This window comes from Massilia sp. 01N417 (genome assembly GCF_056399645.1).
Genome location: NZ_JBFTRS010000014.1, coordinates 146,016 through 162,625, shown reverse-complemented (window position 1 = coordinate 162,625; position 16,610 = coordinate 146,016). Strand labels below are relative to the sequence as shown.

The following is a 16,610-nucleotide window of genomic DNA, read 5'->3' as shown; positions in this document are numbered from 1 at the left end:
CGACTTCGCGGGCGATCAGGCCGTAGGACACATAGTTCAGGCCGGGGCCGCCGTACTGTTCCGGAATGGTCGGGCCCAGCAGGCCGAGTTCGCCCATCTCGCGGAAGATGGACGTGTCCATGGCTTCGTGGCGGAAGGCTTCGAGGATGCGCGGCTGCAGCTTGTCCTGGCAGTAGGCCGCGGCGGCGTCGCGCACCATGCGCTCTTCGTCGGTAAGCTGCTGGTTCAGCAGCAGCGGGTCATCCCAGTGGAATTGGGCTTTGCGGGGCGAATCGGAACGGCTCATGGGGCTCCTGTCTCAATCGGTCTTGTTGGAATGGAGCCATTATAGAAATCCTGTCCTTGTGCGGCTTTTGAAACTGCGACAGCGATTTTCACTTTTCTCACTGACAGCACGCCGCCACTGACCGCCGCTCCCTATGTCGAACCGAACTGGCCGCCATGGAAGATCAGGGCCGACTGCGGATGCGCGGCGCATTCTTCGACTTCGCCGACGAAGATCACGTGGTCGCCTTCCGGATAGCGGCTGCGGTTGTGGCATTCGAACCAGGCGGCCACGCCTTTCAGGATGGGCTGGCCGGTGCGCGAGAGTTCGTAGTCGGTGCTGGCGAAGGGGTTTTCGCCGCGGCGGGAAAAGCGCCGCGCCAGTTCTTCCTGGCCGGCGGACAGCACGTTGATCACGTAGTGCGAGTTGCCGCTGAAGATGGGCAGGCTGTTGGCCTTGCCCGACAGGCTCCACAGCACCAGCGGCGGCTCCAGCGAGACGGAATTGAAGGAACTGGCGGTCAGGCCGCGGAAGCTGCCGTCTTCGAGGCGGGTCGTAATGACGGTGACGCCTGTCGCAAACTGGGACAGGGCCTGGCGAAAATGCGCGGAATCGAAACCGCGCTCGGTGGCGCGGGGGGATCTGGTGTTCATTTTCGCCATTATGCCATCAATGCCCCGGCCGCCCGGAGCCGCTCCGGAGCCGGCATGCACAGGCGTGCACTTTGGTTTACAGTGAAGCCATAAAAAATCCCTTATTTCCCGAGGACCGAGTATGAGCCAAACCGAAGTGGCGATCCTGGGCGGCGGCTGTTTCTGGTGCCTGGAAGCCGTGTACCTCGAGGCGCGCGGCGTGACCCGTGTCGAATCCGGCTACATGGGCGGCAGCACCGCCGGCCCCACGTATGAACAAGTGTGCGCCGGCACCACCGGACATGCCGAAGTCGTGCGCCTGGAGTTCGACCCGAGCGTGATCAGCTATCGTGACATCCTGGAAATCTTTTTCACCATCCACGACCCGACGACCCCGAACCGCCAGGGCAACGACGTCGGCACCCAGTACCGTTCGGTCATCTTCACCACCACGCCCGAGCAGGACGCGACGGCGCGCAAGGTGATGGCGGAAATGGCGGCAGTCTGGGACGCGCCCATCGTCACCCAGGTGCTGCCGGCCGAGACCTGGTACAAGGCCGAGGACTACCACCAGAATTACTTCGAGCAGCATCCCTTGCAGGGTTACTGCGCCTTCGTGGTGGCGCCCAAGGTGGCGAAGTTCCGCAAGACCTTCGCGGAACGCCTGAAGTGATCAATGCCGGGTCGATAGCATGTCGATAGCCCCGCTGCCGTCGTACATGTAGCGGCGCGACCACGGGATCTGGGCCGGTTCCTGGCCCGCCTTGCCGCACACGATCTGGTACAGGCTGATCCAGTCGTGGGCGAAGGCATAGGCGCAGCCGGCCAGGTAAACGTGCCAGATGCGGAAAGTCTTCGGATCGGCCAGCCGGCGGATGCGTTCGGCGTTGTTCTCGAAGTTCTCGGCCCAGATTTCGCAGGTGCGCGCATAGTGGCGGCGCAGGTTTTCCACGTCGCGCACTTCGAGCCCGCCTTCCTGCATCGTACGGATCACGGTCGACAGGTGGGCCAGCTCGCCATGCGGGAACACGTAGCGGTCGATGAATTCGCCGCCGCCGTAGGGGCTGGCGCGCTGGTCGACGTCGCTGGTCGTGATGCCGTGGTTCATCGCCACGCCGCCCGGGGCCAGCAGCTTGTTGATGCGGCCGAAGTATTCGGGCAGGTTCTGCACGCCCACGTGTTCGAACATGCCGACGCTGGTGATACGGTCGAACTGGCCGTCGACGTCGCGATAGTCCTGCAGGCGGATCTCGATCATGCTCTGCAGTCCAGCCCGCGCCACGCGCTCGCGCGCCAGCTCGAACTGCTTCTGCGACAGCGTGACGCCGACGCAACGGGCACCGAACTTCTGTGCCGCGCGCAGCACCAGCGCACCCCAGCCGCAGCCGATGTCGAGCAGGGTATGGCCCGGCTGCACGCCGATCTTGGTGAGAATGTGGTCGATCTTCTTGGTCTGGGCCGTGGCCAGGTCTTCGTCGCCGTTCTCGAAATAGGCGCAGGAATACACCATCGATGGGTCGAGGAATTCCTGGTAGAACTCGTTCGAGACGTCGTAGTGATAGCGGATTGCCTCGGCGTCTTTTTCGCGGGTGTGCTGCGAGACCATGCGCAGCGCGCTGGCGACGCGGCTGCTGCGCGCCGGCTTGCCGGTCGACTCGGCCAGGGAGTTGCCGATCTGGATCATGTCAGCCGCCCGCCCTTCGATCTCGAGCGCGCCTTCGACATAGGCTTCGCCCAGGTTGTCGAGGGTCGGGGACAGCAGGTAGCGCAGGCCCCCGGGGCTCGGCACGCGAATCTTCACGCGTGGTTGTTCGGACGAAAGATCAACCTGCTCGCCATTCCATAACTCCACGCGCAGCGGCAGGTTGTACTTGTTGCGGATGCCTGCGGTCCAGGCGGATAACTTCAACTGGTCGAACACGCGAATACCTCCGGCACGTACATATCGCCAGCTTCGCAGCCGGCTTTACGGTTGCAAACGTTGCCGCGTCCAGCCGCCGTCTTCCTGCCGCGTGTACACGACACGGTCGTGGAAGCGTGAACGCCGCCCCTGCCAGAACTCGATGCGTTCCGGCACCAGACGAAAACCACCCCAGTGTTGTGGCCGCTGTGGCGTTTCGCCATACTGTCGCGCGACTTCCTCGTAGTTGTGTTCGAGGTCTGCGCGGCTTGCGATCGGCGCACTCTGATGGGAGGCGATCGCCGACAGCCGGCTCTTCAGGGGTCGGCTGTTGAAGTATTTGTCGCTCTCTTCGGCGGAAGTGCGTTCGACCCTGCCTTCGATCCGCACCTGCCGTTCAAGTTCGCTCCAGAAGAATAGCAGAGCTGCAAAAGGATTGCCGTTCAGTTGCTTGCCTTTCTGGCTATCGTAGTTCGTGTACCAGGTGAAACCCCGTTCGTCGAACTGCTTGACCAGCACGATGCGCGAGCTCGGCCGGCCCCGCTCGTCCACGGTCGACACGCCCATCGCATTCGGCTCGTTGACCTCGGCCTTCAGCGCTTCCTCGAACCAGCGGGTGAACTGCCGGATCGGATCGTCGGCGACCTCGCTCTCGTCCAGGCTGGCCTGGCCGTAATCCTTGCGCAGGTCGGCCACCCGTTCGCCGATCGAGGCGGCAACCGGCGCTCCGGCGGCGGCCGGCGGCGCGATCCCGCGGCGGCGCTGCATGGCCTGGCCCAGCTGGGCCATCTGCTGCGGGCTGAACAGGCGCACGGCCATCGGCGCCATCGTGCTTTCCTCGCGCTCCATATGGTTCAGGTAACGCTGGCTGAAGCGCTGCACGGTGCTGTTCGAGAGCTGGGTGCCGCTGCCATCGGCGATGGCGGTGAGCTGCTCGTGCAGGTCCTGCCACATGGCGTCCATGTCCTTGTGGTCCTGCAGGATGACCGGCGCCAGCGCCTGCAGGGTGGCGGCGTCTTCGCCCTGGGCGACGGCGCGCAGCATCGGGATCAGGTCCTGTTCCTCGTCCTCGTGGTGCAGGTGGGCGGCCTTCTCGAAATACTTCAGTACCGCGCCGGCAGCCTGGCGGGCCTGCTGGTCGGCGCCGTGTTCGGGCAGGTGGGCCAGCAGTTTTTCCAGGGTGGCAAGCTGCTTGCGGATGCGTCCGTGGCAATGTTTGAGCACGGCGACCGGCTGGTCGAAATCGGGGGCGGTATCGTGGAGAAGCTCGTTCATGTGGATGATTGTTGCGGAGGCGTAAATGAGCCTAAAAAAATGGTTGACCGAAAGTTATTTTAGAGCAATGCACGCGATCCCGTCCGGTAAAATAAGCCCATCATGACGACTATTCCCACCTCTCTTCTTGCGCCAGCCGAAGGGCGCATCGACGAATTTGTCGACGAGATCGATTTCGAGCGCCGCTTCGGCGGCATCGCCCGCCTGTACGGTGAGCGTGCACTGGAACGCTTCCGTCAGGCGCACGTTTGCGTGATCGGCGTCGGCGGCGTCGGCTCCTGGATCGTCGAGGCGCTGGCGCGCAGCGCGGTCGGCCGCCTGACCCTGATCGACCTCGACAACGTGGCCGAATCGAATATCAACCGCCAGATCCAGGCCCTGTCGACGACCGTCGGCATGCCGAAGATCGAGGCCCTGAAGCAGCGTATCGCGCTGATCAACCCGTATTGCGAGGTCGAGCTGGTCGAAGACTTCATCGATCCGGACAATATCCCGCAGATGGTTGCGCCTGGCAAATTCGACTACGTGTTCGACGCCATCGACAGCGTCAAGGCCAAGGCGGCCCTGATCGCCCATTGCCGCGATCACGCGATTCCGCTGATCGTGATCGGCGGCGCCGGCGGCCAGACGGACCCGACCAGAATCGAAGTGCGCGACCTGGCCCGCACCGAACAGGAGCCGCTGCTGAAGAAGGTGCGCAAGATCCTGCGTGCCCAGTACGGCTTCGCCAAGGGCGAGAAGAACAAATACCACATCGACGCCGTGTTCTCGATGGAACCGCTGCGCTATCCGGAAGCGGGCGATGCCTGCGCGATCGATGCCAGCAGCATCACCGGCCTGAACTGCGCGGGCTTCGGTTCCAGCATGGTCGTGACCGCCACCTTCGGCATGGTCGCGGCCGGCCACTTGCTGCGCAAGCTGGCGGAGGCGGCGAATGCGGTCGCCGCCCCGGCCGTCGTGCCGGTGCGCGTGGCCGAACCGGCGCCCGCCGCCAACGACGCTGTGCAAGCCGGGGAGGCCTTGTTATCATAGGTTCAGTTATTTTTACTGAACCATGAAAGAGGCTCCATGATCCGTCGTATCGCCTTCCTGAGCCTGCTGCTGGCGGCTACCGCCGCCAACGCGCAGGACTCGACCCAGACCCAGGCCCAGACCACGGCCGCCAACCCGGGCAGCACCCAGCAGACGACCGACACGCCGGCACAGCCGACCGCGCAGTCGACCGCGCCGCAGATCCAGATCATCGACACCGTCGTCGGCAAGGGCAAGGAAGCCACCGTCGGCAGCAATATCACGGTCAACTACACCGGCTGGCTCTACAAGCCGATGGCCGCCAAGCAGCGCGGCCGCAAATTCGATTCCTCGCTGAACCCGGGCCGCACGCCGCTCGATTTCCGCCTCGGCGCCGGCATGGTGATCAAGGGCTGGGAGCAGGGCGTGGCCGGCATGAAGGTGGGCGGCAAGCGCACCCTGATCATCCCGAGCGACCTGGCCTATGGCAAGCGCGGTTCGCCCGGCGGCATTCCGCCGGACGCGGATCTGATCTTCGACGTGGAACTGCTGGACGTAAAATAAGTCAAACCAAGCCGACCTGGAGGGCAACATGCGCATCGCGAACGACGTTACTGAACTGATCGGTAATACGCCCCTGGTGCGCATCCGGCGCCTCAACCAGGGCGGGGTGGCGGACATCGTCGCCAAGCTCGAGTTCTACAGTCCGGCCCACAGCGTCAAGGACCGGATCGGCTGGGCCATGATCGAGGCCGCCGAGCAGGCCGGCAAGATCGGCCCCGACACCATCATCGTCGAACCCACCAGCGGCAATACCGGCATCGCGCTGGCGATGGTGTGCGCGGCGCGCGGCTACCGCTGCCGCCTGGTGATGCCCGAAACCATGAGCAACGAGCGTCGCATGCTGCTGCGCGCCTATGGCGCCGAGCTGGTGCTGACGCCCGGTCCCGAGGGCATGCTGGGCGCGATCCGCCGCGCCGAGGAGATCGTGGCCAGCGATCCGCGCTGCTTCATGCCGCAGCAGTTCAACAATCCCGCCAACCCGGAAGTCCACCGCCGCACCACGGCCGAGGAGATCTGGCGCGACACCGACGGCAAGGTCGACATCCTGGTGGCCGGCGTCGGCACCGGCGGCACCATCACCGGCGTGGCCGAAGTCATCAAGCAGCGCAAGCCCGGCTTCCAGGCGATTGCCGTGGAACCGGAAGCCTCGCCCATCCTGTCGAAGGGCACCAAGGGACCGCACCCGATCCAGGGCATCGGCGCCGGCTTCATTCCCGAGGTATTGAATACCAAGGCCTACGACGAGGTCGTCACCGTGAAGAACGAGGACGCCTTCGAGACCGCGCGCGCGGCGGCCCGCCAGGAGGGCTTGCTGGTGGGCATCTCGTCGGGTGCGGCGCTGTGGGTCGCGATGCAGGTGGCGAAGCGGCCGGAGAATGCGGGCAAGCTGATCGTTACCATCATTCCTTCGTTTGGCGAGCGCTACCTGAGTACCGCTCTTTACGCGAACCTGGCTGGGTGAGGTCTGCGTGGGCACTTTGTAGTGCGGGCATTTAGCCCGCCCTACTGCCCACGATCAAAGTTCAATGCGCGTGACCCGCGTGGGCGTGATCGTGGTCATGATCGTGGTCGTGGTCGTGATCGTGATCATGGTCATGCGGCCCATGCAGCGCACAGCTGCCATGATTCGTCGTCCCTTCCTCCACCTGCAGCGTGCAGTGGTGAATCGCGAAATCCCTGCGCAATTCGTCGACGATCCCGTCGAGCACGGCATCGCCCGGATACCCGCCCGGCATCACCAGGTGGGCGGTCAGCGCCGTCTCGGTGGTGCTCATCGCCCAGATGTGCACGTCGTGCACTTCGGTCACGCCCTCGCGTGACTTCAGGAATGCCGTGACCCGCGGCAGGTCCACGCTGGCCGGCACGCCCGCCAGTACCATCTGCGTCGATTCCTTGGTCAGCGACCAGGTGCCGGCCACGATGATCACCACGATCACCAGGCTGACCGCCGGGTCGAGCCAGGACCAGCCCGTGTACATCACCACCAGGCCCGCCACCACCACGCCCAGCGACAGCGCGGCGTCGGCGGCCATGTGCAGGTAGGCGCCGCGCACATTGATGTCGTCCTTGCTGCCGGACATGAACAGCCAGGCCGAGAAGCCGTTGATGAGGACCCCGACCGCGGCCACGATCGATACCGTGGTGCCGGCCACCGGTTCCGGATGGGCGAAGCGCAGCACCGCCTCCCAGGCGATGGCGCCGCAGGCCAGCATCAGCAGCAGGCCATTGAACAGCGCCGCCAGGATCGAGGAGCCGCGCAGGCCGTAGGTGAAGCGGCGCGTTGGCGCGGCCTTCGCCAGCCGCGCCGCGCCCCAGGCCAGCACCAGGCCCAGCACGTCCGACAGGTTGTGGCCGGCGTCGGCCATCAGGGCGGTCGAGTTCGCGATGAAACCGTAGACGAATTCGATCACGACGAAAGCCGTGTTCAGGCCGATCGCCAGCATGAAGGCGCGGCCGGCGTCAGCCGGGGCGGGATGGTGATGACCGTGCCCGTGGCCCTGGTCGTGATGGTGGTGAAGGCTCATGTGTCCAGTCCTGTTGCAGAGTCGGGTTCGGCGATGTGTTCGAACATGTTGGCGAGCAGCCCGCTGATGTGGGCATCGGCGGCCGTGTAGAACACCTGCTTGCCCTGGCGCTCGGCCTTGACGATGCGGGCCGCGCGCAGCAGGCGCAGGTGGTGGCTGACCAGGGAACTGGACAGTTCCAGCTGGGCGGCGATGTCGCCCACCGCGATCGGCTGCGCCAGGCAGGCCAGCACGATGCGCAGCCGGGTCGGGTCGCCCAGCAGGTGGAACAGGTCGGCGAGTTCGTCGACCAGATTGTCGGTGTCGTGTGGCGTACTCATCTTTAACATGTGAAGAACTGTTCACATGTTAATCGCAGGGGTCGAGGTGGCGCAAGCTTTATTTGCCCGGGCGAATCAATGACGTTGCAGCAGCGCGTCCATCTCGTCGAGCGTCACGACCTTGACGAGGCCCTGGTCGGCGCGCGTCTTCAGGGCGGCGCACATGTTTTCCAGGTTGGACGTGGTGGCGCCGCCCACCATGTGGTGGTAGGAGCAGCCGCAGGCATGCTGGGCGATGCCGTCGTCGATGTAGGCCACGATCTGCTGGATCGAGGGCTGGCTGGGGTTGTCGGTCTGGATGCAGTCCGGCTGCGCCAGCCAGCCGCCGGGCGTGTTGGCGATGCCGGACAGGCCGCCGCCGGTCGGGTAGCCGGCCGCGATGGTGTGGGCGTGGTCGGAAGTGCCGCGGATCCACTTCAGGCCGCTGCGCATGCAGGCCGAGCGTACGTAGACGTCGGCGGCGCCTTGCGGCAGGGCGAAGAACCTGGCGCCGCTCGTGATGCCCAGCGCTTCCAGGCCGGCGATCCCGGCCATGATGTCGTTGTAGATGGCGCTGTCGTCGAGGGCGGCGCCCGGATAGCGGTATTGGCCGAGCCCGGTCCAGTCGGCCTTGACCGTCACGGTGGCGTCCAGGCTGCCCTGGTCGCTGGCGAAGGTGGCCGTGAGCGCACTGGGAATGCTCTGGCAATAATAGGTGATGCCCGGGACGAAGCCGGATGGGGCGTCGTCGACGAAGACGATCGGCATATTGATCAGGAAGCGGTGGGGATTCTCGAAGCTCACCACATTGCTGCCGGCCGCGGCGCTGACGGCACGGCGCCGGTACGAGGCATCCAGGCCCCAGGCCCGCACGTACTGGGCCGGCAGGGCATCGACCGGATTGCTCAGGAAATAACCGTAGGGACCGAGCAGGCGCAGCCCCGCGTTGTCGGCGCTGGACGGATGCGAAAACGAATGCGAGCCCACGGACCAGCCCGCGGCATGCATCGCCTGCGCGTCGGCCACGCTCATGAATTTGTTCGGGAGCTTGCCATAACCGTGGATGCCGGAGGTGCCCAGCCAGGCCGGCACGAGGAAGAGGCTGCCCTTGAAACCGTAGCTTTCGACGATCTGCTGGCCGCTGCGTGGCGGACCGTCGTCGATGCTGAACGGCGCATCGCCGGCAAAGCCGCTGCTGGCCACCGGGGCCGACAGCGCGGCGTCGCTGGCGAGCGTGAAGGCGTTCGGCGCCGGCAGCGAGCGCACCCAATAGCGTGTTCCCGGCGTCAGGCCGGACGGCGCAGTCGACGGGAACACGATCGGGGCGCCGATCACCACCGTGTGTTGCCCGGCGGTGAAGAATACGCCATTGTCGGTGCCGGTGACGCGGCTGCCGGGCGGCATGAAAACGGGCGGCGCGTTGCGCTGGGAATCGAAGCCGTCGTCGAAGGTGATCGCGAACAGCGCCTGGCCGGGCACGCCGGCGTAGATGTCGCCGAACAGCAGATAGTCGCCCGGCTGCCATGGTCCCTCGGGCGTGTCGTCCTGCTGCTCGAGGCGCACGGCGCCGACGGCATCGTGGCCGGCGTTCCAGCTCGATCCCGCCAGTTGGCTTGGCGAGATGGTGAGCAGGACCCATCGGTCGAGCGGGTCCACTGCACAGTTCCAGGTGAGCAGGTGCTGGCCGCTGCCATCGAGGAGGCGCAACCGGAAGGCCAGCGTGCGCTTGCCCGGGTTGCGTGCCCAGATCGCCACCGAGAAACCCTGCTGCGTGCCGGGCGGCACATAGCCCTGTGCGGCCGCCAGCACGCCCTGCTGCGCGCTGGTGGGGGAAGAGGCCCAGCCGAGACGCAGGGCCATGCTCGACGGCAAAGCCGATGGCTGGTCGCTGGCGGCCACCTGCACGTCGCCGCTGGACTGCAATGCCCCGGACCAGTTGGCGATGGGCAGGCCGTAAGGTCCGGCAACGGGCGGCCCGTTCGTGCCGGGCGCGGTGCCGGTGCTGCTGCTACCGGATCCAGTGCCGCCGCCGCCACCGCAGGCGGACAACAGCATCGAACCGCCCAGGATGAGGATTTCACGCCGGCTGACCATATTTTTCGCTCCTGTCTGCCTGTTTAGATTAGCAGGGAGCTGGTGGGTTCAACATTACCGCTTCATTACAGCGCGTTGCAGAGTTACTGCAATTGCCCATCCGTATTGCGCATCTCCGGCTGCCCCAGCCCCAGGTCCTTCAGTTGCGGCAGCACCTTCGCCTTATCGCCGACCGCGATCACCTTCATCTGCTCCGGTGCCAGGTATTTGCCGGCGGCCGCCTGCACCTGGGCGGCGGTGACGCGGCGGAACTGCTCGGGCTGGGTCTGCCAGTAATCCTGCGGCAGGTCGAAGATCCAGGTTTCGGCCAGGCTGGCGCCGATCGCGCTGTTGGTCTCGAACTGGCCCGGCAGCGAATACACCTGCGAGTCGCGCGCGCCCGCCAGCTCGCCCGGCGGCAGGGCCTTGGCGCGGATCGCGCGCACTTCCTTGAAGATCTCGGCAATGGAGGCGCCGGTGGCGTCGGTGCGCACGCTGCCGGCGATGATGAAGGGGCCCTGCGTGCGGTCGTAGCGGAAGTTCGAGAACACGCCGTAGCTGTAGCCCTTGTCTTCGCGCAGGTTGAGGTTGATGCGGCTCGAGAACAGGCCGCCGAGCGCCGCGTTCATCACCTGCAGGGCCGGATAGTCGGGCGTCTTGCGGTTCGTCGCCAGCTGGGTCACGCGCAGCGCGGTCTGCGGGGCGCCCGGTTTGTCGACCATCACCAGGCGCGCGCGGGTGCCTTCCGGGTCGCCCATCAGCACCGGCGACGGCAGCATGCGCGGCCAGCCGCCGAAGCGCGCGGTCGCCAGGGCGCGCAGGTCGTCCAGCGTGATGTCGCCGGAGACGATCAGGGCCGCGTTGGCGGGCACGTAGTGGCGGCGCCAGAACTGGTAAAGGTTGTCGCGGGTGACGGCGCGGATCGCCTGCTCGGTGCCGAGCTGGCCGTAGCCGTAGGGGTGCTTGGCGCCGTACAGCGCGCCGGCACTGGCGACGGCCGCCACCGCCTCAGGGTTGTCGCGCTGCTGGGTCAGCGCGCCGATGCGGGCGGCGCGCTGGCGCTCGACTTCGGCGGTGGGAAAGGCCGGATGCTGGACCACGTCGGCCAGCACCTCCAGCGCCTGCGGGAAGGTCGAGCGCAGCGACAGCAGCGAGACCGTCGACGAATCCGTGCCGCTGGCGCTGCCGAGGAAGGCACCCAGCTGGGCGATCTCGTCGGCGATGCGCGGCGCGCTGCGGGTGGCCGTCCCTTCCTGCAGCATCTGGGCGGTGAAGCCCGACAGACCGGGTTCGTCGTCCGGATTGGCGTCGGAGCCGCTCCTGACCACCAGCTCGGCCGCCACCAGCGGCAGCGCCGGATTGTAGTGGTGGATCACGCGCAGGCCGTTCGGCAGCTGGAAGCTCTCGCCGCGCGGCAGCGCGAACTTCGGCGCCGGCCCCGGCTTCGGCGGCTGGCGGCGCCAGGCCTCGTCGCGGTTGATGCCGCTCGCGGCGATCTTCTTCGCGCCCGCTTTCGCCGGCTGCGCGGCCGGATCCGGTCCCGGTTCCGGCTTGCCCGGCACGGCCGCCACCACCACCCGCGCATTCGGCTGCAGCCAGCTGCGCGCGACCCGCTGCACGTCGGCGGCGCTGACGCGGCGCAGGCGCGCGATGTCCTTCGGCAGGTAGCCCGGATCGCCGGTGTACTGGTTGTACTGGTTGACCTGGTTCGCCAGGCCGGCGCCGCCCAGCTTCTCGATCGAGGTCAGCATCGCCGTCTCGATGGTGTTGCGGGCCCGTTCGACTTCCTGGTCGGATGGGCCGTTGTCGCGCAGCGCTTTCAGTTCGGCGTCGATCGCCGTTTCCAGTTCGGCCGCTTCATGGCCGGGGCGGGCGGTGACGTCGATCACGAAGGTCGAGGTGAGGGCGTTCGAGTTCTGCGCGGCCGACGTGTCCTGGGCGATCTGGCGTTCGTAGACCAGCGATTTGTACAGCCGCCCGGCCTTGCCGCCGGCCAGGATCTGGGCCGTGACGGCCAGCTCGGCGTCGCCCGGCTGGTAGGCGGGCGGCGTCAGCCAGGCCATGTAGATGCGCGGCAGTTCGATCCGGTCGGCCACGCTCAGGCGGCGCTCGCGCGTGATCGGCGGTGTCGCCACCTCCGGCTTGGCCACCGGCGCGCTGCGCTTGAAGGTGCCGAAGTATTTCGTCACCAGGGCGCGCGTCTTCGCCTTGTCGATGTCGCCGGCGATCACGATGCTGGCGTTGTTCGGGCCGTAGTAGCGGGTGAAGAAGTCGCGCACGTCCGCCAGTTTCGCGTTCTGGATGTCGGCGTGGGAGCCGATCACCGAGGCGTAGTAGGGATGGTTCCTGGGGAACAGCGCGTGGTTCAGCGCTTCCTCGACGATGCCGTAGGGACGGTTCTCGACGCTCTGGCGGCGCTCGTTGCGCACCACGTCCTGCTGGTTCGACAGCGCGGCCTGGTCGAGCACGTCGAGCAGGTAGCCCATGCGGTCGGCGTGCACCCACAGCGCCAGCTCCAGCTGGTTCGAGGGCACGGTGTCGTAGTAGTTGGTGCGGTCGTAATCCGTGCTGCCGTTGCTGTCGGTGGCGCCGGCCGCTTCCAGCAGGCGGTCCGCTTCGCCGCGCGGGATGTGCCGGGTGGCGGCGAACATCATGTGCTCGAACAGGTGGGCGAAGCCGGTCAGCCCCGGCGCTTCGTTGGCCGGCCCCACGTGGTACCAGATGTTCACGGCGACGATGGGCAGGCGGTGGTCCTCGATCAGGATCAGCTCCAGGCCGTTCGGCAGCGTGGTTTTCTCGTACGCGATCTGCGGCAGGGCGGTGACCGGCGGCGGATTCTGGGCGGCGGCCGGTGGAATGGCGACGGCCAACGCCATGGCCAGCGGCAGCAGCAGCGACGGCAGGCGGATGTTCATGAAACCTCCGTGGGGGCAATCAGTGGCAGGCTTCGCTGCCGCGGTCGGGCTCGGGCAGGCCCAGCGTGGTGAGGCGGTCCGACTCCAGGAATTCCCATTCGTAGCGGCCGTCCAGCAGGCGCAGGCGCAGCACGCCGGTGCGGCCGCTGTCGCGCATTTCGCTGTGATCGACCGTGAGCAGGAACGGCGTCGGGTAGGCGCCGCCGGTGCCGACCACGAACTGGCGCATGCCGTGCGCGCGGTCGAGGCGGCCGTCGGCGTCCTGGGGCGCGAAGCGTTCATAGTCGTGGTCGTGGCCGGACAGCACCAGCTCGGCGCCGGCTTCCTGCAGCAGGCGCCAGGCGTCGCGCATCTTCGGGATGCTGCCGTGGCCGCCCGAGCTGTACAGCGGATGGTGCCAGAAGGCCAGCGTGCAGCGCGCCGGATGGGCGGCCAGGTCGGCGCGCAGCCATTCCATCTGGGCGGCATGCTCGGCCGGGGCCAGGTTGCTGTCCAGCGAGACGATATGCCAGCTGCCCAGCTCCAGGCTGTAGTAGCCGCGTCCGGCGCGCTCGCCGAAGTAGGCGAAGTAGGGCGCGGCCTTCGGCGTGTAGTACTCGTGATTGCCGGGCGACGGCCAGGTGCGGTCCTTGAACCGGCCCCAGGTCGGGTCGTAGCAGTCGCTGAATTCCCCGGCGCGGCCGTAGGGATAGGTATGGTCGCCCAGGGTCAGCACCACGGCTTGAGGATCGGCGGCGAGGCCGGCGGCGACGGTGCGGGCGGTATCGGCCGCGCGCGAATACGCGGGGTCGGGGTAGGGACAGCGGGCGATGTCGCCGGCCGCATACACGGTGACGCCGGCGCCGGCGCCGTTGCCGGTATCGGTGCCGGCATGCGCGGCAGCGGCCAGCAGCAGGCTGCCGGCCACCAGGCCTGGTCGCAGGGCGAAGGCCGGCATCTCCTTATTCGAGGAAGCGCAGCAGCCCGGCCAGGGCGTGCGCCACCGTCTGTTCGCGCACCGCGCGGCGGTCGCCCGAGAACACCAGGCGCTCGGTGTAGGTGGTGCCGCCTTTCGACCAGCCGAAGCAGACGGTGCCGACCGGCTTGCCCGGTACCGCGCCGGTCGGGCCGGCGATGCCGGTGGTGGACACGGCGACGTCGGCATTGCTGTTGGCGACCGCGCCTTCGGCCATGACGCCGGCCACCTCCACGCTGACGGACCCGAACTGGGCGATCAGTGCCGCCGGCACGTCCAGCATCTCGGTCTTGGACGCATTCGAATAGGTGACGAAGCCGCACTCGAACCAGCCGGTCGAGCCGGGGATCTCGGTAATCGCCTGGGACACGCCGCCCCCGGTGCAGGACTCGGCGGTGGCCAGCAGCAGGTTTTTCGTTTCGAGCAGTTTGCCGACCCTGGCTGCAAGTTCAAGAATGTCATTCTCCATGTCGCTCCTCTCCCTTCTCCGTTGATGTGCGTCGCCGGACCATTCTAGCGCGCATCGGTCCGGTGCGCGCTAAAACGTTAACGGAAAAATATTTGCTGTCGTTCCGTGCGACATCATCCTGGGGGCTGCTGCTATCCTGCACCCCTGCCGGGCTCGTCCCGGTAGCGCTCACTTCTTGATGTAGGACTGACATGCCGTTCGAATGTTCGCGCATGGCCGAGGCGGCATGATCGGCCAGCGCTCGATCCGTACCAAGCTGGTTACCATCGTGATGTCGACCACGCTGGCAGCGCTGGCGGTATCGGTCGGCACGGTGGTCGCCTACGACCTGCGCGGCTACCAGCATGCGCTGCTGAACGACCTCTCGACCCAGGCCGAGCTGGTCGGGCACATGACGTCGGCTGCGCTGGCTTTCGACGATCCGCGCCTGGCCCGCGAGAACCTGGCCCTGCTGCGTTCGCGGCCCTCGGTGCGCGCGGCCGCCATCTACGACCAGAGCGGGGCGCTGTTCGCGTCCTACCTGGCGCCGGGCGAGAGCGGGACCTTCCCGCCGCACCCGCGCAAGACCGGCAAGGGCATCAAACCCTATACCAGGGATGGCGACGACCTGGTGCTGTACAAACCCATCGTCGAGAACGGCGAGACGCTGGGCACGGTCTACCTGCGCTCCGCCAACCAGCTGATGGGCCGGGTGCGCGATTACCTGCTGATCTGTATCGCCACCACCTTGCTTGCATTGCTGACCGCCTGGCTGCTGGTGCGCCGGCTGGGGCACACGATCACGACCCCGATCGACGCCATCACCACCATCGCGCGCGAGGTGGTGGAAAAGCGCGACTATTCGCGCCGCGCGCCGCGCATCAGCGAGGACGAGGCGGCCGCGCTGGTCGACTCCTTCAATGCGATGCTGACCGAGATCGAGCAGCGCACCCTGGCCCTGGAAGGCTCGAAGCAGGAAGTGATGCGCCTGAACGAGAGGCTGGAGCAGCGCGTGCAGGAGCGCACCATGCAGCTGGAGCTGGCCAATTCCGAGCTGGAGCTGGCGATCGAGGAGGCGCGCAACGCCAACCAGGCCAAGTCGGCCTTCCTGTCGTCGATGAGCCATGAGCTGCGCACGCCGCTCAACGCCATCCTCGGCTTCGCCCAGATCCTGGCCGCCGACAACATGCCCACCACGCCCGAGCAGAAGAAGGAATTCGCGGGCCACATCCTGAAGTCGGGCCGCCACCTGCTCACCCTGATCAACGAGATCCTCGACCTGGCCAAGGTCGAGGCGGGCGCCCTGACCCTGTCGATGGAGCCGGTCGGCCTGGCCGAGGTCCTGGCCGAGTGCCGCAGCATGATCGAGCCGCTGGCGGCGGCGCGCGGCATCCGCGTGCAATTCCCTGAAAACGCCGCGGCCCTGGTCCAGGCCGACCGCACCCGCCTCAAGCAGGTGCTGCTGAACCTGCTGTCGAACGCGGTCAAGTACAACCGCGAGGGCGGCACGGTGAGCGTGGAGTGCGCCGCCCACGCACCGCACCGGCTGCGCCTGTCGGTGGTCGATACCGGCATGGGCCTGCGCCCGGAGCAGGTGGCCGCGCTGTTCCAGCCCTTCAACCGCCTCGGCCAGGAGAACGGCACCCAGGAAGGCACCGGTATCGGCCTGGTCTTCACCAAGCGCCTGGTCGAGCTGATGAAGGGCGAGATCGGCGCCGCCAGCACCCCGGGCGTGGGCAGCACCTTCTGGATCGAGCTGTCGGCGGCGGCGCCCCTGGCCCAGCTGGCGGCGCCGGCCCGGCAGGACGCCGGCCAGGCCGCGGCCGCGCCGGACAGCGCGGCGCCGCGCCTGATCCTGTATATCGAGGATAATCCCGCCAACCTGCGGCTGGTGCAGGAAATCGTGGCCTTCCGCGCCGACCTGCGCCTGCTGAGCGCGCCGGACGGCCATGCCGGCCTGGCGCTGGCGCATACGCACCGTCCGGCGGTCATCCTGATGGACCTGAACCTGCCGGGCATGAGCGGCTTCGAGGTGCTGGCCCAGCTGCGGCGCGATCCGGATACCGCGCACATCCCGGCCATCGCCCTCACCGCCAACGCCATGCCGCGCGATATCGAGCGCGGCCTGTCGGCGGGTTTCGCCCGCTACCTCACCAAGCCGATCGACATCGAACAGTTGAATGCGGCCATAGACGGCGTGCTGACCCAGCGCGCCCCGGAAGAAAGGACAGCACCATGAGGTCATCTCC

General features: G+C 67.0%; 15 protein-coding genes. 5 read left to right on the top strand and 10 right to left on the bottom strand.

All coding sequences use genetic code 11. The features are described from left to right. The coding region (locus AC1DOQ_RS16375) for an acyl-CoA dehydrogenase family protein (RefSeq protein ID WP_477366279.1) at window positions 1-286 on the bottom strand (286 nt) is incomplete at its 3' end. 131 nt (window positions 287-417) lie between these two features. Then, the gene (locus AC1DOQ_RS16370; RefSeq protein ID WP_477366276.1) at window positions 418-918 is read right to left on the bottom strand and encodes a flavin reductase family protein; all 501 of its coding nucleotides are present in this window, start codon (window positions 916-918) and stop codon (window positions 418-420) included. Between the two features lie 121 nt (window positions 919-1,039). Between AC1DOQ_RS16370 and msrA the strand changes: the two genes are divergently transcribed. Further along, window positions 1,040-1,570 carry a peptide-methionine (S)-S-oxide reductase MsrA gene (msrA, locus tag AC1DOQ_RS16365; RefSeq protein WP_477366273.1) on the top strand — a complete coding sequence of 177 codons (531 nt, stop codon included), beginning with the start codon at window positions 1,040-1,042 and terminating at the stop codon, window positions 1,568-1,570. Here the strand turns inward: msrA and AC1DOQ_RS16360 are convergent, their stop codons facing one another. Together AC1DOQ_RS16360 and pdxH are read right to left on the bottom strand one after the other, a co-directional pair. Continuing rightward, window positions 1,571-2,818 carry a class I SAM-dependent methyltransferase gene (locus tag AC1DOQ_RS16360; RefSeq protein ID WP_477366270.1) on the bottom strand — a complete coding sequence of 416 codons (1,248 nt, stop codon included), beginning with the start codon at window positions 2,816-2,818 and terminating at the stop codon, window positions 1,571-1,573. Between the two features lie 45 nt (window positions 2,819-2,863). After that, window positions 2,864-4,072, bottom strand: coding sequence for a pyridoxamine 5'-phosphate oxidase (gene pdxH, locus AC1DOQ_RS16355; RefSeq protein ID WP_477366267.1), 1,209 nt, complete (start codon window positions 4,070-4,072; stop codon window positions 2,864-2,866). Between the two features lie 102 nt (window positions 4,073-4,174). Here pdxH and tcdA point away from each other — a divergent pair, with 102 nt between their 5' ends. From tcdA to cysK, 3 genes are read left to right on the top strand one after another with little or no spacing between them, the layout of a single operon-like run. Beyond that, window positions 4,175-5,104 (top strand): tRNA cyclic N6-threonylcarbamoyladenosine(37) synthase TcdA, encoded by a 930-nt coding sequence (gene tcdA / locus AC1DOQ_RS16350; protein ID WP_477366264.1) that lies wholly within the window; start codon window positions 4,175-4,177, stop codon window positions 5,102-5,104. A gap of 36 nt (window positions 5,105-5,140) precedes the next feature. Continuing rightward, window positions 5,141-5,647 carry an FKBP-type peptidyl-prolyl cis-trans isomerase gene (locus tag AC1DOQ_RS16345; RefSeq protein WP_477366261.1) on the top strand — a complete coding sequence of 169 codons (507 nt, stop codon included), beginning with the start codon at window positions 5,141-5,143 and terminating at the stop codon, window positions 5,645-5,647. Between the two features lie 28 nt (window positions 5,648-5,675). Then, window positions 5,676-6,608, top strand: a complete 933-nt coding sequence (gene cysK / locus AC1DOQ_RS16340; protein ID WP_477366258.1) for a cysteine synthase A — start codon at window positions 5,676-5,678, stop codon at window positions 6,606-6,608. 61 nt (window positions 6,609-6,669) lie between these two features. On the opposite strand, the gene AC1DOQ_RS16335 is transcribed toward cysK, so the two are convergent. From AC1DOQ_RS16335 to AC1DOQ_RS16310, 6 genes are all read right to left on the bottom strand, one after another. After that, the gene (locus AC1DOQ_RS16335; protein WP_477366255.1) at window positions 6,670-7,671 is read right to left on the bottom strand and encodes a cation diffusion facilitator family transporter; all 1,002 of its coding nucleotides are present in this window, start codon (window positions 7,669-7,671) and stop codon (window positions 6,670-6,672) included. Beyond that, the gene (locus AC1DOQ_RS16330) at window positions 7,668-7,991 is read right to left on the bottom strand and encodes an ArsR/SmtB family transcription factor (RefSeq protein WP_477366252.1); all 324 of its coding nucleotides are present in this window, start codon (window positions 7,989-7,991) and stop codon (window positions 7,668-7,670) included. Before AC1DOQ_RS16330 ends, AC1DOQ_RS16335 begins: the two co-directional genes overlap by 4 nt. Window positions 7,992-8,066: 75 nt before the next feature. After that, complete coding sequence (locus tag AC1DOQ_RS16325) at window positions 8,067-10,064, bottom strand: polysaccharide deacetylase family protein (RefSeq protein ID WP_477366249.1); 1,998 nt, start codon at window positions 10,062-10,064, stop codon at window positions 8,067-8,069. Window positions 10,065-10,147: 83 nt separating this feature from the next. Further along, the gene (locus tag AC1DOQ_RS16320) at window positions 10,148-12,958 is read right to left on the bottom strand and encodes a M16 family metallopeptidase (RefSeq protein WP_477366246.1); all 2,811 of its coding nucleotides are present in this window, start codon (window positions 12,956-12,958) and stop codon (window positions 10,148-10,150) included. 19 nt (window positions 12,959-12,977) lie between these two features. Further along, window positions 12,978-13,895, bottom strand: coding sequence for a metallophosphoesterase family protein (locus tag AC1DOQ_RS16315; protein WP_477366243.1), 918 nt, complete (start codon window positions 13,893-13,895; stop codon window positions 12,978-12,980). A 4-nt stretch (window positions 13,896-13,899) separates the two neighbouring features. After that, window positions 13,900-14,382: a CinA family protein gene (locus tag AC1DOQ_RS16310; protein ID WP_477366240.1), complete on the bottom strand. Its 483-nt coding sequence runs from the start codon at window positions 14,380-14,382 to the stop codon at window positions 13,900-13,902. 226 nt (window positions 14,383-14,608) lie between these two features. Here AC1DOQ_RS16310 and AC1DOQ_RS16305 point away from each other — a divergent pair, with 226 nt between their 5' ends. Continuing rightward, window positions 14,609-16,600 (top strand): sensor histidine kinase, YfiR-like protein-associated, encoded by a 1,992-nt coding sequence (locus tag AC1DOQ_RS16305; RefSeq protein ID WP_477366237.1) that lies wholly within the window; start codon window positions 14,609-14,611, stop codon window positions 16,598-16,600. Window positions 16,601-16,610: the final 10 nt, after the last annotated feature.